This window comes from Caloranaerobacter longqiensis, from assembly GCF_050286925.1.
Lineage (GTDB): Bacteria > Bacillota > Clostridia > Tissierellales > Thermohalobacteraceae > Caloranaerobacter.
Genome location: NZ_JBFWFX010000028.1, coordinates 1 through 16,480 on the forward strand (window position 1 = coordinate 1; position 16,480 = coordinate 16,480).

Genomic DNA, 16,480 nt, shown 5'->3' on the forward strand with positions numbered 1-16,480 from the left:
ATCAGAAAATCCACTTGCAAATATATATAAAAGTTATGATTGGTGGGAGAAGGCTATATCTATTGCATTAAAGACGGCAGATAGATATGAGTTCAGACTTTGGCCAGATGATGTAAAATCGATAGAAGATATTAGTTTATTAGGTGAAAAGGTTGATAATTTTGAAACTAATGAGTTGGTTTATAAGGGCTTAATTGATGATAGAATAAAGAGGCTTTTATTAAGTGATTATCTAACAAGTTCAGGATATATTAAGTGGTTTACTGTAAATTTGTATAGGAATGATGAACCGAAATTTTATTCAAGTCACTATGGAGAAGAAGTAGCTATAACTGTGAACAATTATAATGAAGCATTAGATGTAAAAAAAATAATGGAGCAAAGTTTTTCAGTAGAAGAAGTATGGATCGATAAAATAGTTTAAAGGACACAAGGGGACGGTTCTAGTGTATCTTTAAGGAAACAGAAGAACCGTCCCCTTATATTTTTTTGTGTCCAATTGTTATTTCATTGCCCGAAAATGCAAAAATTTAAATAAGATTTTTTGAAGGAAATTTTTATGAAAATCAGAAAAATAGTATATACAAATAATACTAATGATGTTATATTATAATTAAAAAGGGAGAATCAGATTACGATACAAAAATATGCATTATGCATATTTTTGAAAAAGCGGTTATATTGAATTTGGTTGAGCAAAGATATATAACTTAACAAAACCTAATCAAATAATTGAAGGATGATATGAAAAATAAAACATCATTATTAATAATAACTATTATTTCTTTTTTTATAATTTTAGGTAACGTGTATTATTTTACTCTGAAACCGTCAATAAAACTTGAAGATATTAACATTAGAGCAACTCTGAAACAACTTGAAAATCTTGAAGATAATTATTATTATAGTTATTTGATTGATTTGATAGTTGAAAACAAATCACAACATATTTATTTTTTTCATATACAGAAAAGAAATTTAATAAAGATTTTAGCTGGATCAAAATAGTACCTTTAAATAAAAAAGAGTAACTATGATTACGTTCAAATCACTTTTTGAGCCTCTTCTATATAAGAATTTTTCCATGTATGTATATAAAAACTTTCAGTATATTCATCATAATCATCAAACAAAGTATTTACCTATTTATTTTTAAACATAAATTAGGTTGATTACATATATAATATTCATTCTGAAGATATCCAAACAATCCAAACATCTTTTTTAAAAATAAAATGAGGAGTAAAGGTATGAAATCTAAAAAGTTTATAGTTATAATAATATTTATTATTAGCATTTTAGTGATAGTTTCTTGTAATAGAGTAAATAAGAAAATAGATGACTCTAAAGGATTATTCTATAAAGAAGGAATTAGAGAACATTTACTTAATCAGGCTTTATTATTAGAAAGTATTGAGTCAAATCTATATTTTATAAAAGAATTTAGCGATACTTATTCAAAAGATGAATTAATAAGAAGACTATCATATACTGAAGGTGTTGCAAATTCATTTCCTTCAATGGTAACAATATTTAATCCTAGATATGGAGATGAAGAGATAGAAAAGCTGTTTGGATGTAGTTTGAATTTGCATTATGAAACGAAGAAATTCTCTCAAAATCTTAATAAGGTTATTCAAAAGTTGATTGATGAAAAAAGATTTGATAAAGATATGCTTAAATTTATTAAATCATATCATGAAGTATATAGTTCTATAACTAAAAATTATAAGCAATTGGTTAAGGAAAATAATTATATTACTGATGAAGAGATTAATAGAGCTATTCAGATATTAAATCTTTTAGAAAAAGACATTAAAAAATTAAAAGAATTAAATTCAAAAAACGTGGCATAATTTAAAGTTGCCACGTTTTTATCATTTAAAATCTATTTACTCATAATTTAAATGATTCTATCGTTAGTATTCATGCCTTTTTTACTTAATATCCCTTAAGGATACAAGGGGGAAGTATGGATCGAGGAATTAGTTTAAAGGATACAAGGAGACGGTAGACTGTGTAAAAACTCATTAACCAAAGAGATATAGTTATTCAATAGCAGAAGATAATCCAGTAAGAGTCATAGATGCCTATGTAGATAAATTAGATATGAAAGAGCTAGGGTTTATAAGAGCTATACCAGCCAAAACGGGTAGACCAGAATATAACTCAAAGGATTTGCTTAAATTGTACATGTATGGATATATGAAAGGGGATTAGATTCTTGTTATCTTTTAACATAATATATGCTTATTAAATTTAATAACTAAATTCTTGTAAATTTAATTTTATTTATAAAGAATTATACACTTGTTTTCATACAGTTTGACGGCTTTTTTTGTTTCATTATTTTATTTCTACACTTCCTAGAATATGCCAAATTATATCTTCATGTTTGCTATAGAAGTTTTCATTTACATTAACTACTGCATTATAAAAAACCACAGATTTTTCTGTTTCTTTAAATACAATATAATATATTCTTTCATCTGACTTTATTATATCCATTTTTTCAATATTGTCTATCTTTGATTCAAATCTTCTGTATAAATTTATATCATCTGGCGGATCATATAAAATTGGACTATAGGAGCCAAATATACATATACAATTTTCATTATCGCCATCAATATAAATAGATACTCCATCATCTGGGCTTGCTTCAATTCCAGCCTCGGAGTCTCCTGGCCATCTAGGTTCTATTTCAACCACCCAATTTTCTGGATATTCGAAGCTAAAAGATGTTTCTTCATGTTTATAACTATATTTTAAATAATTTTCTTTATCTTTACTGCATGCAACAAATAAGGATAGAATCAAAATAGTTAATAAAATTCCTAATAGAATATTTCTATTCATTATTCTAAATCTCCCTTTTATAATTCTCGTAATTCTTACATTATCCTACTATCCATATACTTTAATGTGAACGATATATACTTATCATTTGTTATTTGGTTATATGTCCATATAGTATATTTTGAACCAACCAATGCAAGTAGATTTTGTTCCTATGCTAGAAATCATAAATAACATTGCTAGAGTTATGGAACAAAATCTTCGATTTAAATAAAGCAAGGAAGATTTTTCCAACATCCATTACGGAAATTATATTTAAAATTATCTACTTAAAAAATAAGAAAAAGCATGAAAAGTTAGAATAATTTTCTAACATTTCATGCTAATTATATAAAAACAGCCTTCCATTTTCAATAATATTTTCCGAAAATGCAATTATATTGTTTGAAAATGCAAAAATTTAAATAAGATTTTTTGAAGGAAATTTTTATGGAATTTAGAAAAATAGTATATTAAATAATACTAATGATGTTATATAATTAAATGGAAAATATCATTAAAGCAAGGTGAGAGGTGACATATATGGCAAAAAGAGACTATGTATTTATAGAAGAATCAAAAGAAATACAACGTTTTAGCTTAGTTACTAATAAAGACGGACAAAAAGAAATTTGGGAGCGTATAGCTGTCTATGATGATAGAAGCGAAGCAGTAAGTGACTTTGCAAAATTAGGAATGGGATTTATTACAAAAGATTATATTAAAGAAAAGATGAGTAGAAGATATGGCAAGTGAAGATTTTATTAAAATAAAGATACTTGCAGGTATATAAGGGAGAGAATAATATGGAAAAATACACTGAATTTCAAAAAGAATATTTTGTTGAAAAATTAAAAAAGGCACTTAAAAATAAAGAGATAGAAGCAGATACAGCTATTCTAATGCTTTCACACTTAGCTATTTTGGGTAAAATAGAGCCTAGGGAGCTCACGGGATTATTCAAGAAATTATTTGAAGGAGCTGATAAAGAGACAGTTATTCTTGGATTTCTTAGAGCTAAAAAGGTTATTGAGGATAAAGAGTTAGTGCAAGTATAATTAGTGATTTTATTAAACAGGTTGGTGATTAGAGTTGAGGGACTTACCATTTATTGAAGTAAGTCCCTTTAATAAAGTTCGTTATTGGAGGTGCAACTGGTGTTAGATTTGGTAAAAGAAAAACAAAAAGTCGTACAAATATTAAATACACTTTATCCAGACGGTGAAGTTTATAATTTGTCTTACTATAAAAAATTATATGATAAAGTGCATTATTTAGCTCAAACTGAAAATATAAATGTGAAACAGTGGATTGAAAAACAAGGCCTTAAATATAGAAAAAGAAAAATTGTTAAAGCACGTACTAATTCTTTAAGAAGTAAACTCCCAAAAGAAGTTCTATTGAAAATGGTTGAAGAACAACGCTTTACTTTTCAAAAAATTGCTAATCTATATGGAGTGTCAAGACAAGCTATTCACCAACTTTACAAATACTATAAAGAGCATTAGAAAGGAGTTGTAGGTACTATGAGATTTTAATCTGATAAAAATACCTTGGATATGTTTGCCGGGAGGCGTATTCACGAGGAACAAGTAAAAATAGCTTTTCAAAGATATTTTATTATTTGTTGAACGGTAAAAAGACATTAAAAAATTAAAAGAATTAAATTCAAAAAACGTGGCATAAGATAATTTGCCACGTTTTTATCATTTAAAATCTATTTACTCATAATTTCTAAAATAACTTTATCAGTAGTATTCATACCTTCCTTACTTAATATCCCTAAATTTCTAATCGTTTCTTCTGCACTTTCTGCAACTATTCCGTTTCTAGGAAGAGCGATACTGTCATTTACTGCTAACAAAGCAGATTGCACAGCCGTTGAAGCTGCTGTTGCTAGTTTAAATGCACAGCTTACTTTAGCGCCGTCACATATCATACCACTCAAATTTGCAATCATATTTTTTATAACCCCATCTATCTGATTACTATCTGCCCCCATAAGATAGGCTATTGCAGCACCAGAACCAGTAGCTGCAGCTACTGAACAACCGCATAAAGCAGATAAACGTCCTATATAGTGTTTGATATAGCAGTTTATTATATGGCTTATTGCTAGAGCTTTTACAATTTTTTCGTTGTCGACATCATATTTTTTCTTATACGCTGCAATTGGAAGTATAGCAGTTAGTCCATTATTTCCGCTTCCATTAGAACTCATTACAGGCATATTCAATCCAGACATTCTCGCATCTGCACCTGCTGCAGTAAGCATTGCGGCAGTATTTGTCAAATCATCAGCAATAATATTATTTTTTATGTTTTCATATATACTGTATCCAACACCGATTCCAAGTTTTTTTTCAAGAGCTACATTAGCAATTTTTTCATTCATTTCAATTCCTTCTAATAAAAATTCTAATTTAGAAGGTTCGATTTTTTCAATTTCTTTAATGATATCTCTGATTTTTAAATTAAATAATTCATCTGATTGATTATTTTCTGATTGACTGATATGATTTTTTTGGAAAATTATTTTGCCGTCAGTTTCTAAATGGGTGAAATTATTATGCATTTCTCTTATTATAACTTTAGAATAATTAGAGTTAGATTTTAAGTTAACTTCTACATAAACCTTCTCTTGAGTATTTTTTATTCCAATTTTAATAATCCCTTCTTCTAGCATTTTTTTAGCTTTTTCAACCTGCTTGTTTGAGATATCTTCTAATACTCTTAAATCTTTTTCAGATTTTCCACCTACAATTCCAAGAGCTGCAGCGATATCAAGTCCTATTTCACTCGTATTGGGAATTCCTACTCCTAATCCATTTTTATATATGTTAGGACTCACTAAAATTGTAGCTTCTATAATATTATCACTTTCTAAAAGTTCTTTAGCTTTTGTACATGTAAGAGCTACCGCGACAGGTTCAGTACATCCTATTGCAGGAACTACTTCTTTTTTTAGAGTATCTAGGATAACATCTTTGATGTTCATTAAATACACCTCCATATAGATGTGCTTATTTATGAGTAACGAATTGTTTCTAAAGATTATAAACGCAATATTTATGCCAATTGAAAAAATCACATTTTGAACGTATTAAGTCTCAAAATGAGAACAAAAAAAGAAAAAATAAGTCTCAAATTGAGATTGTCTTCTCAAAATGAGACTTATTTTAATCCATATAATTTTATTTTTCTATAAATTGTTGCTCTACTTATACCTAGAGCTTTAGCAGCTTGATTTATGCCTTTTTTGCTATTGCCGTATATTTTAAGGGCCTTAATAATTTCCTGCTTTTCTAACTCGCTAATTGGAGTGATTTTATTATCATTATTTACATTAATTTCTGAATGCATATTTTTAAAACGTTTAGGTAAGTCGTCGATAGTTATAATATTGTCTGTTGACATGTTTACTGCATATTCTACTACATTTTGAAGTTCTCTGACATTTCCAGGCCAATTGTAATTTAAAAATAGTGCTATGACATCTTCTGAAAATTTGGCTATGTTTCTGTTTAGCTTTATATTAAATCTATCTAGGAATTTATTGGCTAAAATCTTGATATCATCTAGTCTTTCTCTTAATGGTGGCAGGTGTATTGGAATTACATTTAGCCTATAGTATAAATCTTCTCTAAATTCTCCTTCTTCAACTTTTTTTTCAAGATCTTTGTTTGTAGCAGCTATTATTCTTACATCAATAGGGACTAAAGTATTTCCTCCAATTCTGCATATTACATTTTCTTGAAGGACTCTTAATAATTTTGTCTGCATATGGATAGGCATATCTCCTATTTCATCTAAAAAAATTGTTCCTTTATGTGCAAGTTCAAATTTGCCTATTTTTCCGCCTTTTTTCGCTCCTGTAAATGCTCCTTCTTCATATCCGAAAAGTTCGCTTTCTATTAAATTTTCTGGTATAGCTCCACAGTTTATTGGTATAAATGGGTAATTTCTTCTATTACTTGAGAAGTGTATTGCCCTTGCAAATAATTCTTTTCCAGTTCCACTTTCACCTTGTATTAAAACAGTTGAAGTTCCTTTTGATATTTTTTTTGCATAATTTTTAACTAGGTTGATTTCCCTGCTTTCTCCAATTATGTCTTCAAAGGTAGTAATTCTATTATTACCTGTAACATCATTTACTACTTTAATTATTTCTTTCATTTTATTAAAAGTGAATATATAACCTATGATTTTTTTATTTATTATTATCGGTTTGGCATTATATATACCTCTAAACCTTGAGTTATTTACTTTATAGTTAAAAGTCCTGTTTTTTTGAAGGTTCTTTTCTATTGATGATAAATTTTTTATAGATAGGTTATCTATGATTGTATTAATGTTTTTGATTTTATTTTTATCCAGTTGAAAAATTTCATCAGCAATAGAATTATAGCGAACTATATTTCCATCTTCATCTGTAAATATTACTCCTGTGTCAATTGAGTTGACGAGAATTTCTAATTCTTTTGCCATTAATGTAATTTCTTCGGTTTTTTTATCTTCTTTTAATTTTGAAGCTATTAAATCTGCCATTCTATTTAAAAAATCTAATAAGTTTTTTTTCTTTTCTAGAATGATATTTTTTTGTTTTTCATTAAATGCTATAAGTCCTATTATTCCAACTGTATTTCCATCAACGTTTATAGGGCAGCAAACTTGAGCATATTCCTTACAGTTAGCCTTATTTTGGCAACCTTCACATGCTATATGTTCTCTTGGGTTTTCTATAATGAAGCTTTTTCCACATTTTAATGCATATGCGAAAAGGCAGCTTTTATCAATCTTTTTGCCAATACTGCTTATATATTTACCGGTTGCAGTAATTCTATTTAAATTTTTATCTACAATTGTTATATCGACATTAATAACGCTAACTATTGCATTAGATACTTTTACTAAAGTATCATATATTTTATTTAATTCGGGTATATTTTTATCCAAAAACATCCCTGCCCTTCGAATGCTTATTTTGAATTTATAATACTAAATATTTTGTTGTTTGTCCAAATAAATGTAATTATTTTGAAATGAAGTTTGTTTTATGGTATTATAATTATAATAGAATAATGAACGGGGGTTTATTAATAAGATGCAAATATTGAAAGACGAAATAAGAGATAATATATATAATGCTGCTTTAAAAGAATTTAAAGAGAAGGGTTACGAAAAGGCTTCTATGAGGGATATAGCTAAAAAGGCAGGAGTATCAGTAGGGAATATGTATAGATATTTTAAAAATAAAGATGATTTGTTCTATGCAGTTATAGGCCCTGTATATAATGAACTCATAAAATTCATAAGTGAGCAGAAAGCATTAGATGCCTTTGACAGAGAAACAGTAAATTTAAATATAGATGTTCAGGCTAGTGAACTTGTTGGTATATATTTAAAATATAAAGAAGAATTATTAATCCTCATCGATGGAAGTAAAGGTTCTAAATACGAATGTGCGAAGGAAGAGATAGTTAAGTTAGTCCAAAATGTTATAATTAATATTTTAAAAATTAAAGCGGAAAATAGTAATATCAATACGGAACCTTATTTTGCATATGTACTGTCAAAGAGCGTTATTGAGGGAGTAATGTTAATATTAAAACATTATGATAATGACGAGAAAGTTAAAGATATGGTAAGACAATTTGTTGGCTTTATATTTAAAAATTTTGATGATAGGATTTAAGTAATTTTTTTAAGTCAAAAATGAACGCTAGTTCACGATATTAATATCAAAATAGTATAAAGCATCTTATGTTGTTTATAAAGTATCAAGTACCTATAATTATTCAAAATATTTAATTCCAGAGGTGATAGTTATGAGAAAAATTTTTATTATTGTTATGGTTTTAATTTCGCTTCTACTTATTTCTTGTATAGATGAAAATAATACAAACGTCTCAAAATTAAAAGTTAAACCTGTTAAAGTTATTGAAGTAAAAGAAGAAGTAAGAGACAAAGAATTAAAATATTTGGGCGTAGTTACTGCTGAAGAAGTAAAGAAATTTGGATTTAAGGTATCTGGGAAGATACAAAAAATATATGTGCAGAAAGGCAGTAAAGTAAAGAAGGGAATGATTTTAGCAAAATTAGATACAAAAGAATTAGAATTATCTGTTAAAGCTGCAGAATTTCAAATGAAAGCTGCCAAATCTCAATATGACAAAATTTCAAATGGTGCTACCGAGGAAGAGATTAATAAAGCTAAATTAAATCTTGATAAGGCTAAAGAGGCATATGAGTTTGCTAATGAAAATTACGAAAAGATAAAAAAGCTCTATGAAGAGGGAGCAGTTTCAAAAAGTGAATTAGATAAAGCCGAATTGGAATTTAATATTAGGAAGTCTGAATTTAATCAGGCAAATGAAGAGTATAAACAGGTTCTAAAGGGCGGCAGATATGAAGATAAAGATGCTGCATATGCAAATTATGAACAGGCTAAAGTAAATTATGAGTATAAAAAGAGTTTATTAGAAGGTGCTAAAATAGTTGCAGATACGGACGGGTATGTAGTTGATGTGTTGTATAAAGAAGGAGAATTGGTATCGCAGGGGATGCCAGTAGTGATTATAAGGAATAGAAATCAGGTTGTTAGGGTAGGATTATCTCAAAAAGATGTAAATAAAGTTAAACTGGGTGATAAGGCAATTGTAAGATTAGATGATGAAAATTTAGTAGGAGTAATCACTAATATAGATGATGTACCTGATAATCAGACGAGAACTTACAGTGTTGATGTAGCTTTAAGTGGCAAACAATTACAAATAGGTTCTATAGTGAAGGTGGGAATTATTGTTGGCAAAGAAACTGGTATATTTATTCCGATAAGTACGATAATGACTAATGGTGAAGATTATGTATATGTAGTTAAAGGTGATAGGGTTATTATGAAAAAGATAAGGATAATAGAAATATGTGGAGATAGAGTTATGGTTGAAGGACTAGAAAATGGAGATAAGTTAGTAATAGAGAATATAAAACACATTAGATCTGGTGATAGAGTAAAAATTGTCGATTGAATAAGGAGGTAAATTTATGAGACAGCTAATTTCTGCTGCGATTAAGATGAGGAAAATAACCTTTTTTATAGTAGCACTTATTATGATATTCGGATTATATAGCTATTTTATTATTCCTAAACAGGAATTTCCAGATTTAAATGCTCCTGCTGCCATGATTTATACTGTATATCCGGGGGCTTCACCTGAAGAGGTAGAAAAATTAGTAACTAGGAAAATAGAAGAAAAAATAGTTGAAATTGATGGGTATAGTTATTGTAATTCTTATTCTAATGATAATATATCTATCGTGATAGTTAGACTAGACTATGGAACAGATATTAATAAAGCATGGAATCAATTAAGACAGAAGATGGAAGATTTACAAGATGAGCTTCCTGACGGATGTCTTGATATACAGGTGAATACGAATTTGGTTGATACTGCAGGGATTATTTTAAGTATCACAGGAGAAAATTATACATATGATGAATTGGTTAATTATGCAGAGCTATTAAAGAAGGAACTTAGAAAGGTCAATGGAGTATCTAGATTTGAAATTGTTGGTAAACAGGAAAAAGAAGTGGTTATTGAAGTAGAAGCAGAAAAATTGAATTTTTATAAAATCTCTTTAGATGATATAGTAAATATAATAAAATTACAGAATACAGAGATACCATCTGGAAAGATTGAGCATGAAAATTCAAAGATAAATGTAAAGATTTCTAATGTATTTTTTTCACTCGATGATATAAAGAATTTAATAATAGGCGTTTCTGATAAGAATGGTTCTGTTGTTAGGTTAGGAGATATTGCTAATGTATATATTAAAGCTAAAGATTCTAATTTAAGAATTAAGCACAACGGGCAGAAAGCGGTTCTATTAGCTGGATACTTTAAAGAAAATGAAAATATAGTGCTTGTTGGTAAAAAGGTTGAAAAGCAAATAAAAGAAATAACTAAAGATTTTCCTGATGGTGTATCGGTTAATCAGGTTTTATTTCAACCAAAAGAAGTAAGTAAATCGGTTAATAATTTTATATTAAATCTAATTGAAGGAATGTTATTCGTTATTGTAGTAGTGTTTATAGGAATGGGATTTAGAAATGCTATAGTAGTTTCAACAGCTATTCCAGTTTCAATTATATCTACTTTTGTCGTTATGCATATTCTTGGTATAAAGATACATCAAATATCTATTACTGGCCTTATAGTGGCATTAGGTATGCTTGTTGACAATGCCATAGTAATTAGTGATTCTATACAAAACAAGATTGATGAAGGGTGTGAAAAATTTAAGGCTTGTATTGAAGGAGTAAAAGAAGTTGCTATTCCAATTTTGACCTCCACATTAACCACAATCGGTGCATTTTTACCTCTTTTGCTGTTAAATTCTATAGCAGGAGAATATATATCTAGTTTACCTAAAATTGTAATGATATCACTTTTTTCATCTTATTTAGTAGCGTTATTTGTAACTCCAACTATGGCATACACATTTTTCAAAAGAGATAGAGCAAAAGGTAGAATTATTGAATTTAAAAAGTTTTTTAATGGTATTTTGTATAGAGGAATGAGAAGAAAAAAAGTTACTATATTATTTACTGTTTCTATATTAATAATGGCAGTATTTATCTTTAGGCAAATAGATCTTCAGTTTTTTCCTAAATCAGACAAAAATATAATATATATAGATATCAAAACAGAGCGAAATTTAGGTATCTCTAATACAGAAGCATTTACAGAAAAGGTTATAGATATTTTAGAAAAGCAGCCGGAAATTGTTAATCATACTGAAGTTATAGGGGGAGGATTGCCGAAGTTTTACGATTCGATTCCTATTACTGTTAATTCACCAGATATTGCACAAATAATGGTTAGGCTTAATCTTAAAAAGTCTAATAGGTTTAAGAATAATTCTCAAATAGTTGATTATCTGCAAGAAATATTTGATTCTGAATTGACAGGCGGTACTGCTACGGTAAAACAATTGGAATTGGGCGAACCTATTGGTGCTCCTATAAGAGTTAGATTGACAGGAAAAAATATAGAGCACTTGGGGCAAGTAAGTAAAAAAATCAGAGATATTTTACAAGATTTAGAGGGAACTGTAAATGTAAAAGATGATTATAGTGATAAAATATATGAATTTGAAATAGAAGTTGATTATGATAGAGCTTATCTTTATGGAATAACTAAATATGATATACAAAAGGAGGTAAGTGCGGCCTTACGAGGAAGAAAGGCATCAGTATTTAGAAAGAGAGGAAAAGAGTACGATATGATTGTAAAGAGCGATATAAAAGCTAAAGAGGATTTAGAGAATTTGGCTATTAAATCTTCATTTTCAGGCAGAAAAATATTATTGAAAGAGATAGCGGATATAAGATTAAAGTCTGAAATACCGACTATTAATAAGTATGATTTAGATTTTGCCGTTATGGTTACAAGTGATGTAAAACCGGGGTTTAATTCAGTAGATATTCAAAAGGAGTTAATAACTAGATTAAAAGATATAGATTTGGAAGGTGTAGAAGTTGCATTCGATGGAGAAAGAGAAAAAATTAGAGAGAATTTTGGAAGTGTAGGGAATTCTGCTGTGTTTGCTGTATTAATTATATATGCGATACTAATGATTCAATTCAAATCTTTTCGTCAGCCTTTGATAATTCTTTTAACGATACCATTGTCTGTTGTAGGTTCAATATTAGGATTGTATCTTTTTAAACAACCATTTTCTTTTACAGCTTTATTGGGCATGGTTAGTTTGATGGGAATTGTTGTAAACAATGCAATAGTATTAATAGACTATATTAATAGTGCTAGGAAAAGTGGAGAATCGGTAGAAGATGCATGTTTTAAAGCTGCTAATAGGAGATTTAGGCCTATCATATTAAGTACAGCTACAACAATAATAGGACTTACTCCTTTAGTGTTTTCAGGAAGTAATTTATTTAGACCAATGGCTATTTCATTAATGTTTGGACTGTTGGTGTCAACATTGTTAACACTAGTTATTATTCCAGTAGTATATAGTATTGTTGAAACCGAGGTTTAAATATAATTACAGTAAAGCAATTAATAGAAAAGATACTCCTGCTAGTATAAGACTAAAATAATCGTCATTGGAGAGTTTTTCTCCTTCATAGCCAATATATTTTGGGAAAAACTTCATTATAGTTGCAGTTAAAAATAAGCTAAATGATCCTGATATTAGAAAAAGTTTACTGCTTTTAGAGATTAATAAAACTAATAAGTTAACGATTATATATATTAATGGGAAAAGTATCTTTTTACTCATAGAGAATGCCTCCATTAAATTTATTGTTTATATTATATAAAAATTAACGACAATATACAAATTAGGAAATTTGCAGATAAAAAGGAAGATAATAATTGGCAGAGAATAAATGGTATATATATGGTATAAAAATACTAGAGATGTAATATTGAAAAATAATAGAAAAACTTTATAATAAAGTTAAATATATGGGCGGTAATTAAATGATGGGAGGTAGGGGAGTTAAGGGTTATGGAAGATAACATGACACTTGGGCAGATTGAACAGATTTTTTTAGATTATTTAAAGGATAATAATATTAATATTGAAGTTGGCAGTAAGGATTATACAGATTATATTGTAAAGCAGATGTTTGAAAAAGCAGATGCTAACCTTATAAATCACCCAGATTACAGACTTATACATTCATATTTTGCTGAATATCTTTATGAGTTGGAAAAATATCAGTTGGCACCATGTTATAAAAAATTTACAATGGCCCATGTCAAGGACAAAACAATTAAAGAGATTAAAGAAGAAGTAGCCAATCAAGATAAGAAAATAAAAGAAAAAGGAGATCAAATATTTGAACTGGCTGGGTATAGTTCATATCAGGCAAGAGATTATGCATATAGCTGGTATAATAGAAGAAATCCTGCATACAATATATGGCCTTTTGACTGTACTAATTTTATTTCACAATGTATCTATGCAGGTGGAGTCAATGAACACTTACCTTCATCTGGAGTTTATACTGGGGTAAAGGAAACAACGGATTATTGGTATAGCGAAGGAGTTTATATTATTGATGAAGGATATAGATGGGCTGAATCGACTTCATGGATTAGAGTTGTCGACTTTTATGCTTATTGGGCTTTACGTGTGCCTAATGTAAATTATGTTAATAATACTGATGTTAGTGTATATGGTGAAATAGGAGATGTAGTCCAATTAATGGATTCTAGTACATTAAGAAGATATCATACTACTATAATAACCAAAAAGGAAAATGGAATTGTATATCTTACGTATCATACTGCTGATACAAAAGACAAGCGGATAGATGAATTTGATGATGAATTTACCAATTGGACATTGTTTAATTTTTTCAATTTCTGCTGTTAAAAGTGTGTTTTTCAAACCAATTCTCCCCTTTTTAAATTAATTATAACATAACATTATAATAGTATTTATGTATACTATTCAGACTGTTGACAAACTTATATTTATGAAAATGAAAGCGAATGCTTGAAAGAATTTAGTTTTTTCTAAATTCGTCTGCATGAGCGTCATTTTCATAAAATATTTTACTTTGTCAACAAGTTCAATAGTATTTATATATACTATTTTTCTAATTTCCATAAAAAATTCCTTCAAAATTTTTATTTAAATTTCTACATTTTCAAACAATGAAATGACTTTTTGGGAAATTTTATTGAAAAGAAAAAAACATTTTGATATAATTAAAATGAAATGTTGGAAAAATATTGAAATTTTTTCGCGTTTATTCTTATGGCAAGTAAGAAATATGATAGGAAAGAGGTGAAAATATATTATTGGTATGAAAAATTATAAATATGAAAAATTATAAAAGAAAATCAATATTTTTATATGCAGTGATTATTTTTTCATTATTTATTAATATCGTTTTATATATAAAATATGAAGAAGAAAAAGATAAGAATATGTATATATATGATATAGTTCGTACTATAGGAGCTTCAACAAGGCCACATTTAGAATATTTGATTACTAATGTAACATGCGATAAAAATTTGGAACGCTGGAAACCGATAATACAAGAAATTAGAGATAAGAGTTCTAAATCATATAAAATTAAAAATTATATTGTTATAAAATACGATAATGGTAATACTTTAATGGTGGAAACAGGAACAAATGAGTTAAAATTAAATGGAAGACGTTGTATTGCAGATATGTTCTTTTTAGATGAAGAGCAGTATAAAAGATTTATATATACTAAAGAATAGGAGTTGTATTCAAGCTATACTGTTTCAGGGGGGATTTTGGTGAGAGGTAAAAAAAGTATCAGTGTTCCATTTATAATTTTTTGTATATTAATTTTGAGTATTACTGTATATGCTGAAACTACTATGCAGACAATTCAAGTATTATTTAATTATGTTAATTTGCAAGTTAATGGTAAAAATGTTCAAGCCGATAATATATTATATAATGGTACTACATATGCACCGGTTCGTGCAGTTGCTGAAATGTTAGGGAAAGAAGTAAAGTGGGATGAAACTACTAAAACAATAAGTATTAATGATAAAGCAAATGAGTCTATAACTACTAATTCTAGCACGGGAAAACAATTGGAATTACATACTTTTTATGCAATAAATTCTTATGAGCAATTTAAAACGCTATTAAAGAATAAATCGATTCAGAATATAAATTCAATATCGTTTGGATGGAGTAGAATGGAATATGACGAACAAAACAATAAAGTTTTTCTCAATATGACTACTTTGAATGGAAATGATTTTTATGTACCATATGGATTTAACGAGCCATTAAATTTCGCAAAACAGTATAATATATCAACACAATTAAATGTATATGCAGATAAAAATATAGGTTCTATATTAGAGCATAAAGATTCGGCTATTAAGCAAATTATTGATAGTATAACTGGTAAAGAAGTGTATGGAGAAAATATTACATTTGATGGTGTTGTAATTGATTTTGAAGGGTTAGAAGAAAAAGATAGTCAAAAGTTTATAACGTTTTTGAAAGATTTAAAAGAAGAATTGGTTAAGAAAAATAAGAAATTATATGTTACAGTACCACCAAAAACATGGAATAATGCATATGATTATAGAGAAATCGGCCATATTGCAGATAAGGTTATTCTAATGGCTCATGACTATGATGACAAGGATTTAGAATCAGCATATTTGGTTGATGAAATTGTATATACTCCATTAACACCAATATCAAAAGTAAGACAAGCCTTATTAGATATCACAGATGAGGAAAATGGTGTAGCCCAAAGAGATAAAATTTTACTTCAAATTAATTTTGGAAGTGCTCAATGGAAAGTAAAAGAAGGGAAACTTTATAACAGTGGGATAAATAAAGATAATAACGTAATTTATCCCGACAGACCTACTTATGAAATGATTTATAACAGGATAAAAGAAGAATTAAATAGAGGTCGTACAATAGACGAAATAATTAATTTTGATGACAATTCAAAAAATCCATATATAAGGTATTATAATGATTTAGAAGGAACAGATAACATAATCTGGTATGAGGACAGTAGAAGTGTTATAGAGAAAATAAACTTGGCTAAAGAATTTAAAATAGGTGGAATTTCATTATGGAG

General features: G+C 28.1%; 17 protein-coding genes. 13 read left to right on the forward strand and 4 right to left on the reverse strand.

All coding sequences use genetic code 11. The features are described from left to right. From AB4Y15_RS13030 to AB4Y15_RS14145, 4 genes are all read left to right on the forward strand, one after another. A partial coding sequence (locus AB4Y15_RS13030) for a hypothetical protein (protein WP_427340782.1) occupies positions 1 to 424 on the forward strand: 424 nt, incomplete at its 5' end. 308 nt (positions 425 to 732) lie between these two features. Beyond that, positions 733 to 1,008 (forward strand): hypothetical protein, encoded by a 276-nt coding sequence (locus AB4Y15_RS13035; protein WP_427340783.1) that lies wholly within the window; start codon positions 733 to 735, stop codon positions 1,006 to 1,008. Between the two features lie 242 nt (positions 1,009 to 1,250). After that, the gene (locus AB4Y15_RS13040) at positions 1,251 to 1,856 is read left to right on the forward strand and encodes a hypothetical protein (RefSeq protein ID WP_427340784.1); all 606 of its coding nucleotides are present in this window, start codon (positions 1,251 to 1,253) and stop codon (positions 1,854 to 1,856) included. A gap of 199 nt (positions 1,857 to 2,055) precedes the next feature. After that, positions 2,056 to 2,220: a transposase gene (locus tag AB4Y15_RS14145; RefSeq protein ID WP_489672028.1), complete on the forward strand. Its 165-nt coding sequence runs from the start codon at positions 2,056 to 2,058 to the stop codon at positions 2,218 to 2,220. A gap of 126 nt (positions 2,221 to 2,346) precedes the next feature. Here the strand turns inward: AB4Y15_RS14145 and AB4Y15_RS13045 are convergent, their stop codons facing one another. After that, positions 2,347 to 2,859, reverse strand: a complete 513-nt coding sequence (locus AB4Y15_RS13045) for a hypothetical protein (RefSeq protein WP_427340785.1) — start codon at positions 2,857 to 2,859, stop codon at positions 2,347 to 2,349. A 522-nt stretch (positions 2,860 to 3,381) separates the two neighbouring features. On the opposite strand from AB4Y15_RS13045, the gene AB4Y15_RS13050 reads away from it, so the two are divergent. The 3 genes from AB4Y15_RS13050 to AB4Y15_RS13060 all read left to right on the forward strand — a co-directional run bounded on the left by AB4Y15_RS13050 (position 3,382) and on the right by AB4Y15_RS13060 (position 4,346). Then, positions 3,382 to 3,594 (forward strand): hypothetical protein, encoded by a 213-nt coding sequence (locus AB4Y15_RS13050; RefSeq protein WP_427340786.1) that lies wholly within the window; start codon positions 3,382 to 3,384, stop codon positions 3,592 to 3,594. A gap of 50 nt (positions 3,595 to 3,644) precedes the next feature. Then, positions 3,645 to 3,896 carry a hypothetical protein gene (locus AB4Y15_RS13055; protein WP_427340787.1) on the forward strand — a complete coding sequence of 84 codons (252 nt, stop codon included), beginning with the start codon at positions 3,645 to 3,647 and terminating at the stop codon, positions 3,894 to 3,896. A 99-nt stretch (positions 3,897 to 3,995) separates the two neighbouring features. Next, entirely contained in the window at positions 3,996 to 4,346 is a 351-nt protein-coding gene (locus tag AB4Y15_RS13060) for a hypothetical protein (protein WP_427340788.1), read from the forward strand. A gap of 209 nt (positions 4,347 to 4,555) precedes the next feature. Here AB4Y15_RS13060 and AB4Y15_RS13065 read toward each other — a convergent pair whose 3' ends face one another. Beyond that, positions 4,556 to 5,836: an L-cysteine desulfidase family protein gene (locus AB4Y15_RS13065; RefSeq protein ID WP_427340789.1), complete on the reverse strand. Its 1,281-nt coding sequence runs from the start codon at positions 5,834 to 5,836 to the stop codon at positions 4,556 to 4,558. A 176-nt stretch (positions 5,837 to 6,012) separates the two neighbouring features. Further along, entirely contained in the window at positions 6,013 to 7,794 is a 1,782-nt protein-coding gene (locus tag AB4Y15_RS13070; RefSeq protein WP_427340790.1) for a sigma-54 interaction domain-containing protein, read from the reverse strand. A 148-nt stretch (positions 7,795 to 7,942) separates the two neighbouring features. On the opposite strand from AB4Y15_RS13070, the gene AB4Y15_RS13075 reads away from it, so the two are divergent. The 3 genes from AB4Y15_RS13075 to AB4Y15_RS13085 all read left to right on the forward strand — a co-directional run bounded on the left by AB4Y15_RS13075 (position 7,943) and on the right by AB4Y15_RS13085 (position 12,903). Next, positions 7,943 to 8,533: a TetR/AcrR family transcriptional regulator gene (locus tag AB4Y15_RS13075; RefSeq protein WP_035163378.1), complete on the forward strand. Its 591-nt coding sequence runs from the start codon at positions 7,943 to 7,945 to the stop codon at positions 8,531 to 8,533. Between the two features lie 133 nt (positions 8,534 to 8,666). Then, entirely contained in the window at positions 8,667 to 9,866 is a 1,200-nt protein-coding gene (locus AB4Y15_RS13080) for an efflux RND transporter periplasmic adaptor subunit (RefSeq protein ID WP_427340791.1), read from the forward strand. Positions 9,867 to 9,882: 16 nt separating this feature from the next. Beyond that, positions 9,883 to 12,903: an efflux RND transporter permease subunit gene (locus AB4Y15_RS13085; RefSeq protein ID WP_427340792.1), complete on the forward strand. Its 3,021-nt coding sequence runs from the start codon at positions 9,883 to 9,885 to the stop codon at positions 12,901 to 12,903. Positions 12,904 to 12,909: 6 nt separating this feature from the next. On the opposite strand, the gene AB4Y15_RS13090 is transcribed toward AB4Y15_RS13085, so the two are convergent. Further along, positions 12,910 to 13,146, reverse strand: coding sequence for a hypothetical protein (locus AB4Y15_RS13090; RefSeq protein WP_427340793.1), 237 nt, complete (start codon positions 13,144 to 13,146; stop codon positions 12,910 to 12,912). Between the two features lie 231 nt (positions 13,147 to 13,377). Between AB4Y15_RS13090 and AB4Y15_RS13095 the strand changes: the two genes are divergently transcribed. From AB4Y15_RS13095 to AB4Y15_RS13105, 3 genes are all read left to right on the forward strand, one after another. Beyond that, complete coding sequence (locus AB4Y15_RS13095) at positions 13,378 to 14,250, forward strand: amidase domain-containing protein (RefSeq protein WP_427340794.1); 873 nt, start codon at positions 13,378 to 13,380, stop codon at positions 14,248 to 14,250. A gap of 452 nt (positions 14,251 to 14,702) precedes the next feature. Next, positions 14,703 to 15,116 (forward strand): hypothetical protein, encoded by a 414-nt coding sequence (locus tag AB4Y15_RS13100; RefSeq protein WP_427340795.1) that lies wholly within the window; start codon positions 14,703 to 14,705, stop codon positions 15,114 to 15,116. A gap of 39 nt (positions 15,117 to 15,155) precedes the next feature. After that, on the forward strand, positions 15,156 to 16,480 hold a 1,325-nt coding region (locus AB4Y15_RS13105), incomplete at its 3' end, for a glycosyl hydrolase family 18 protein (protein WP_427340796.1).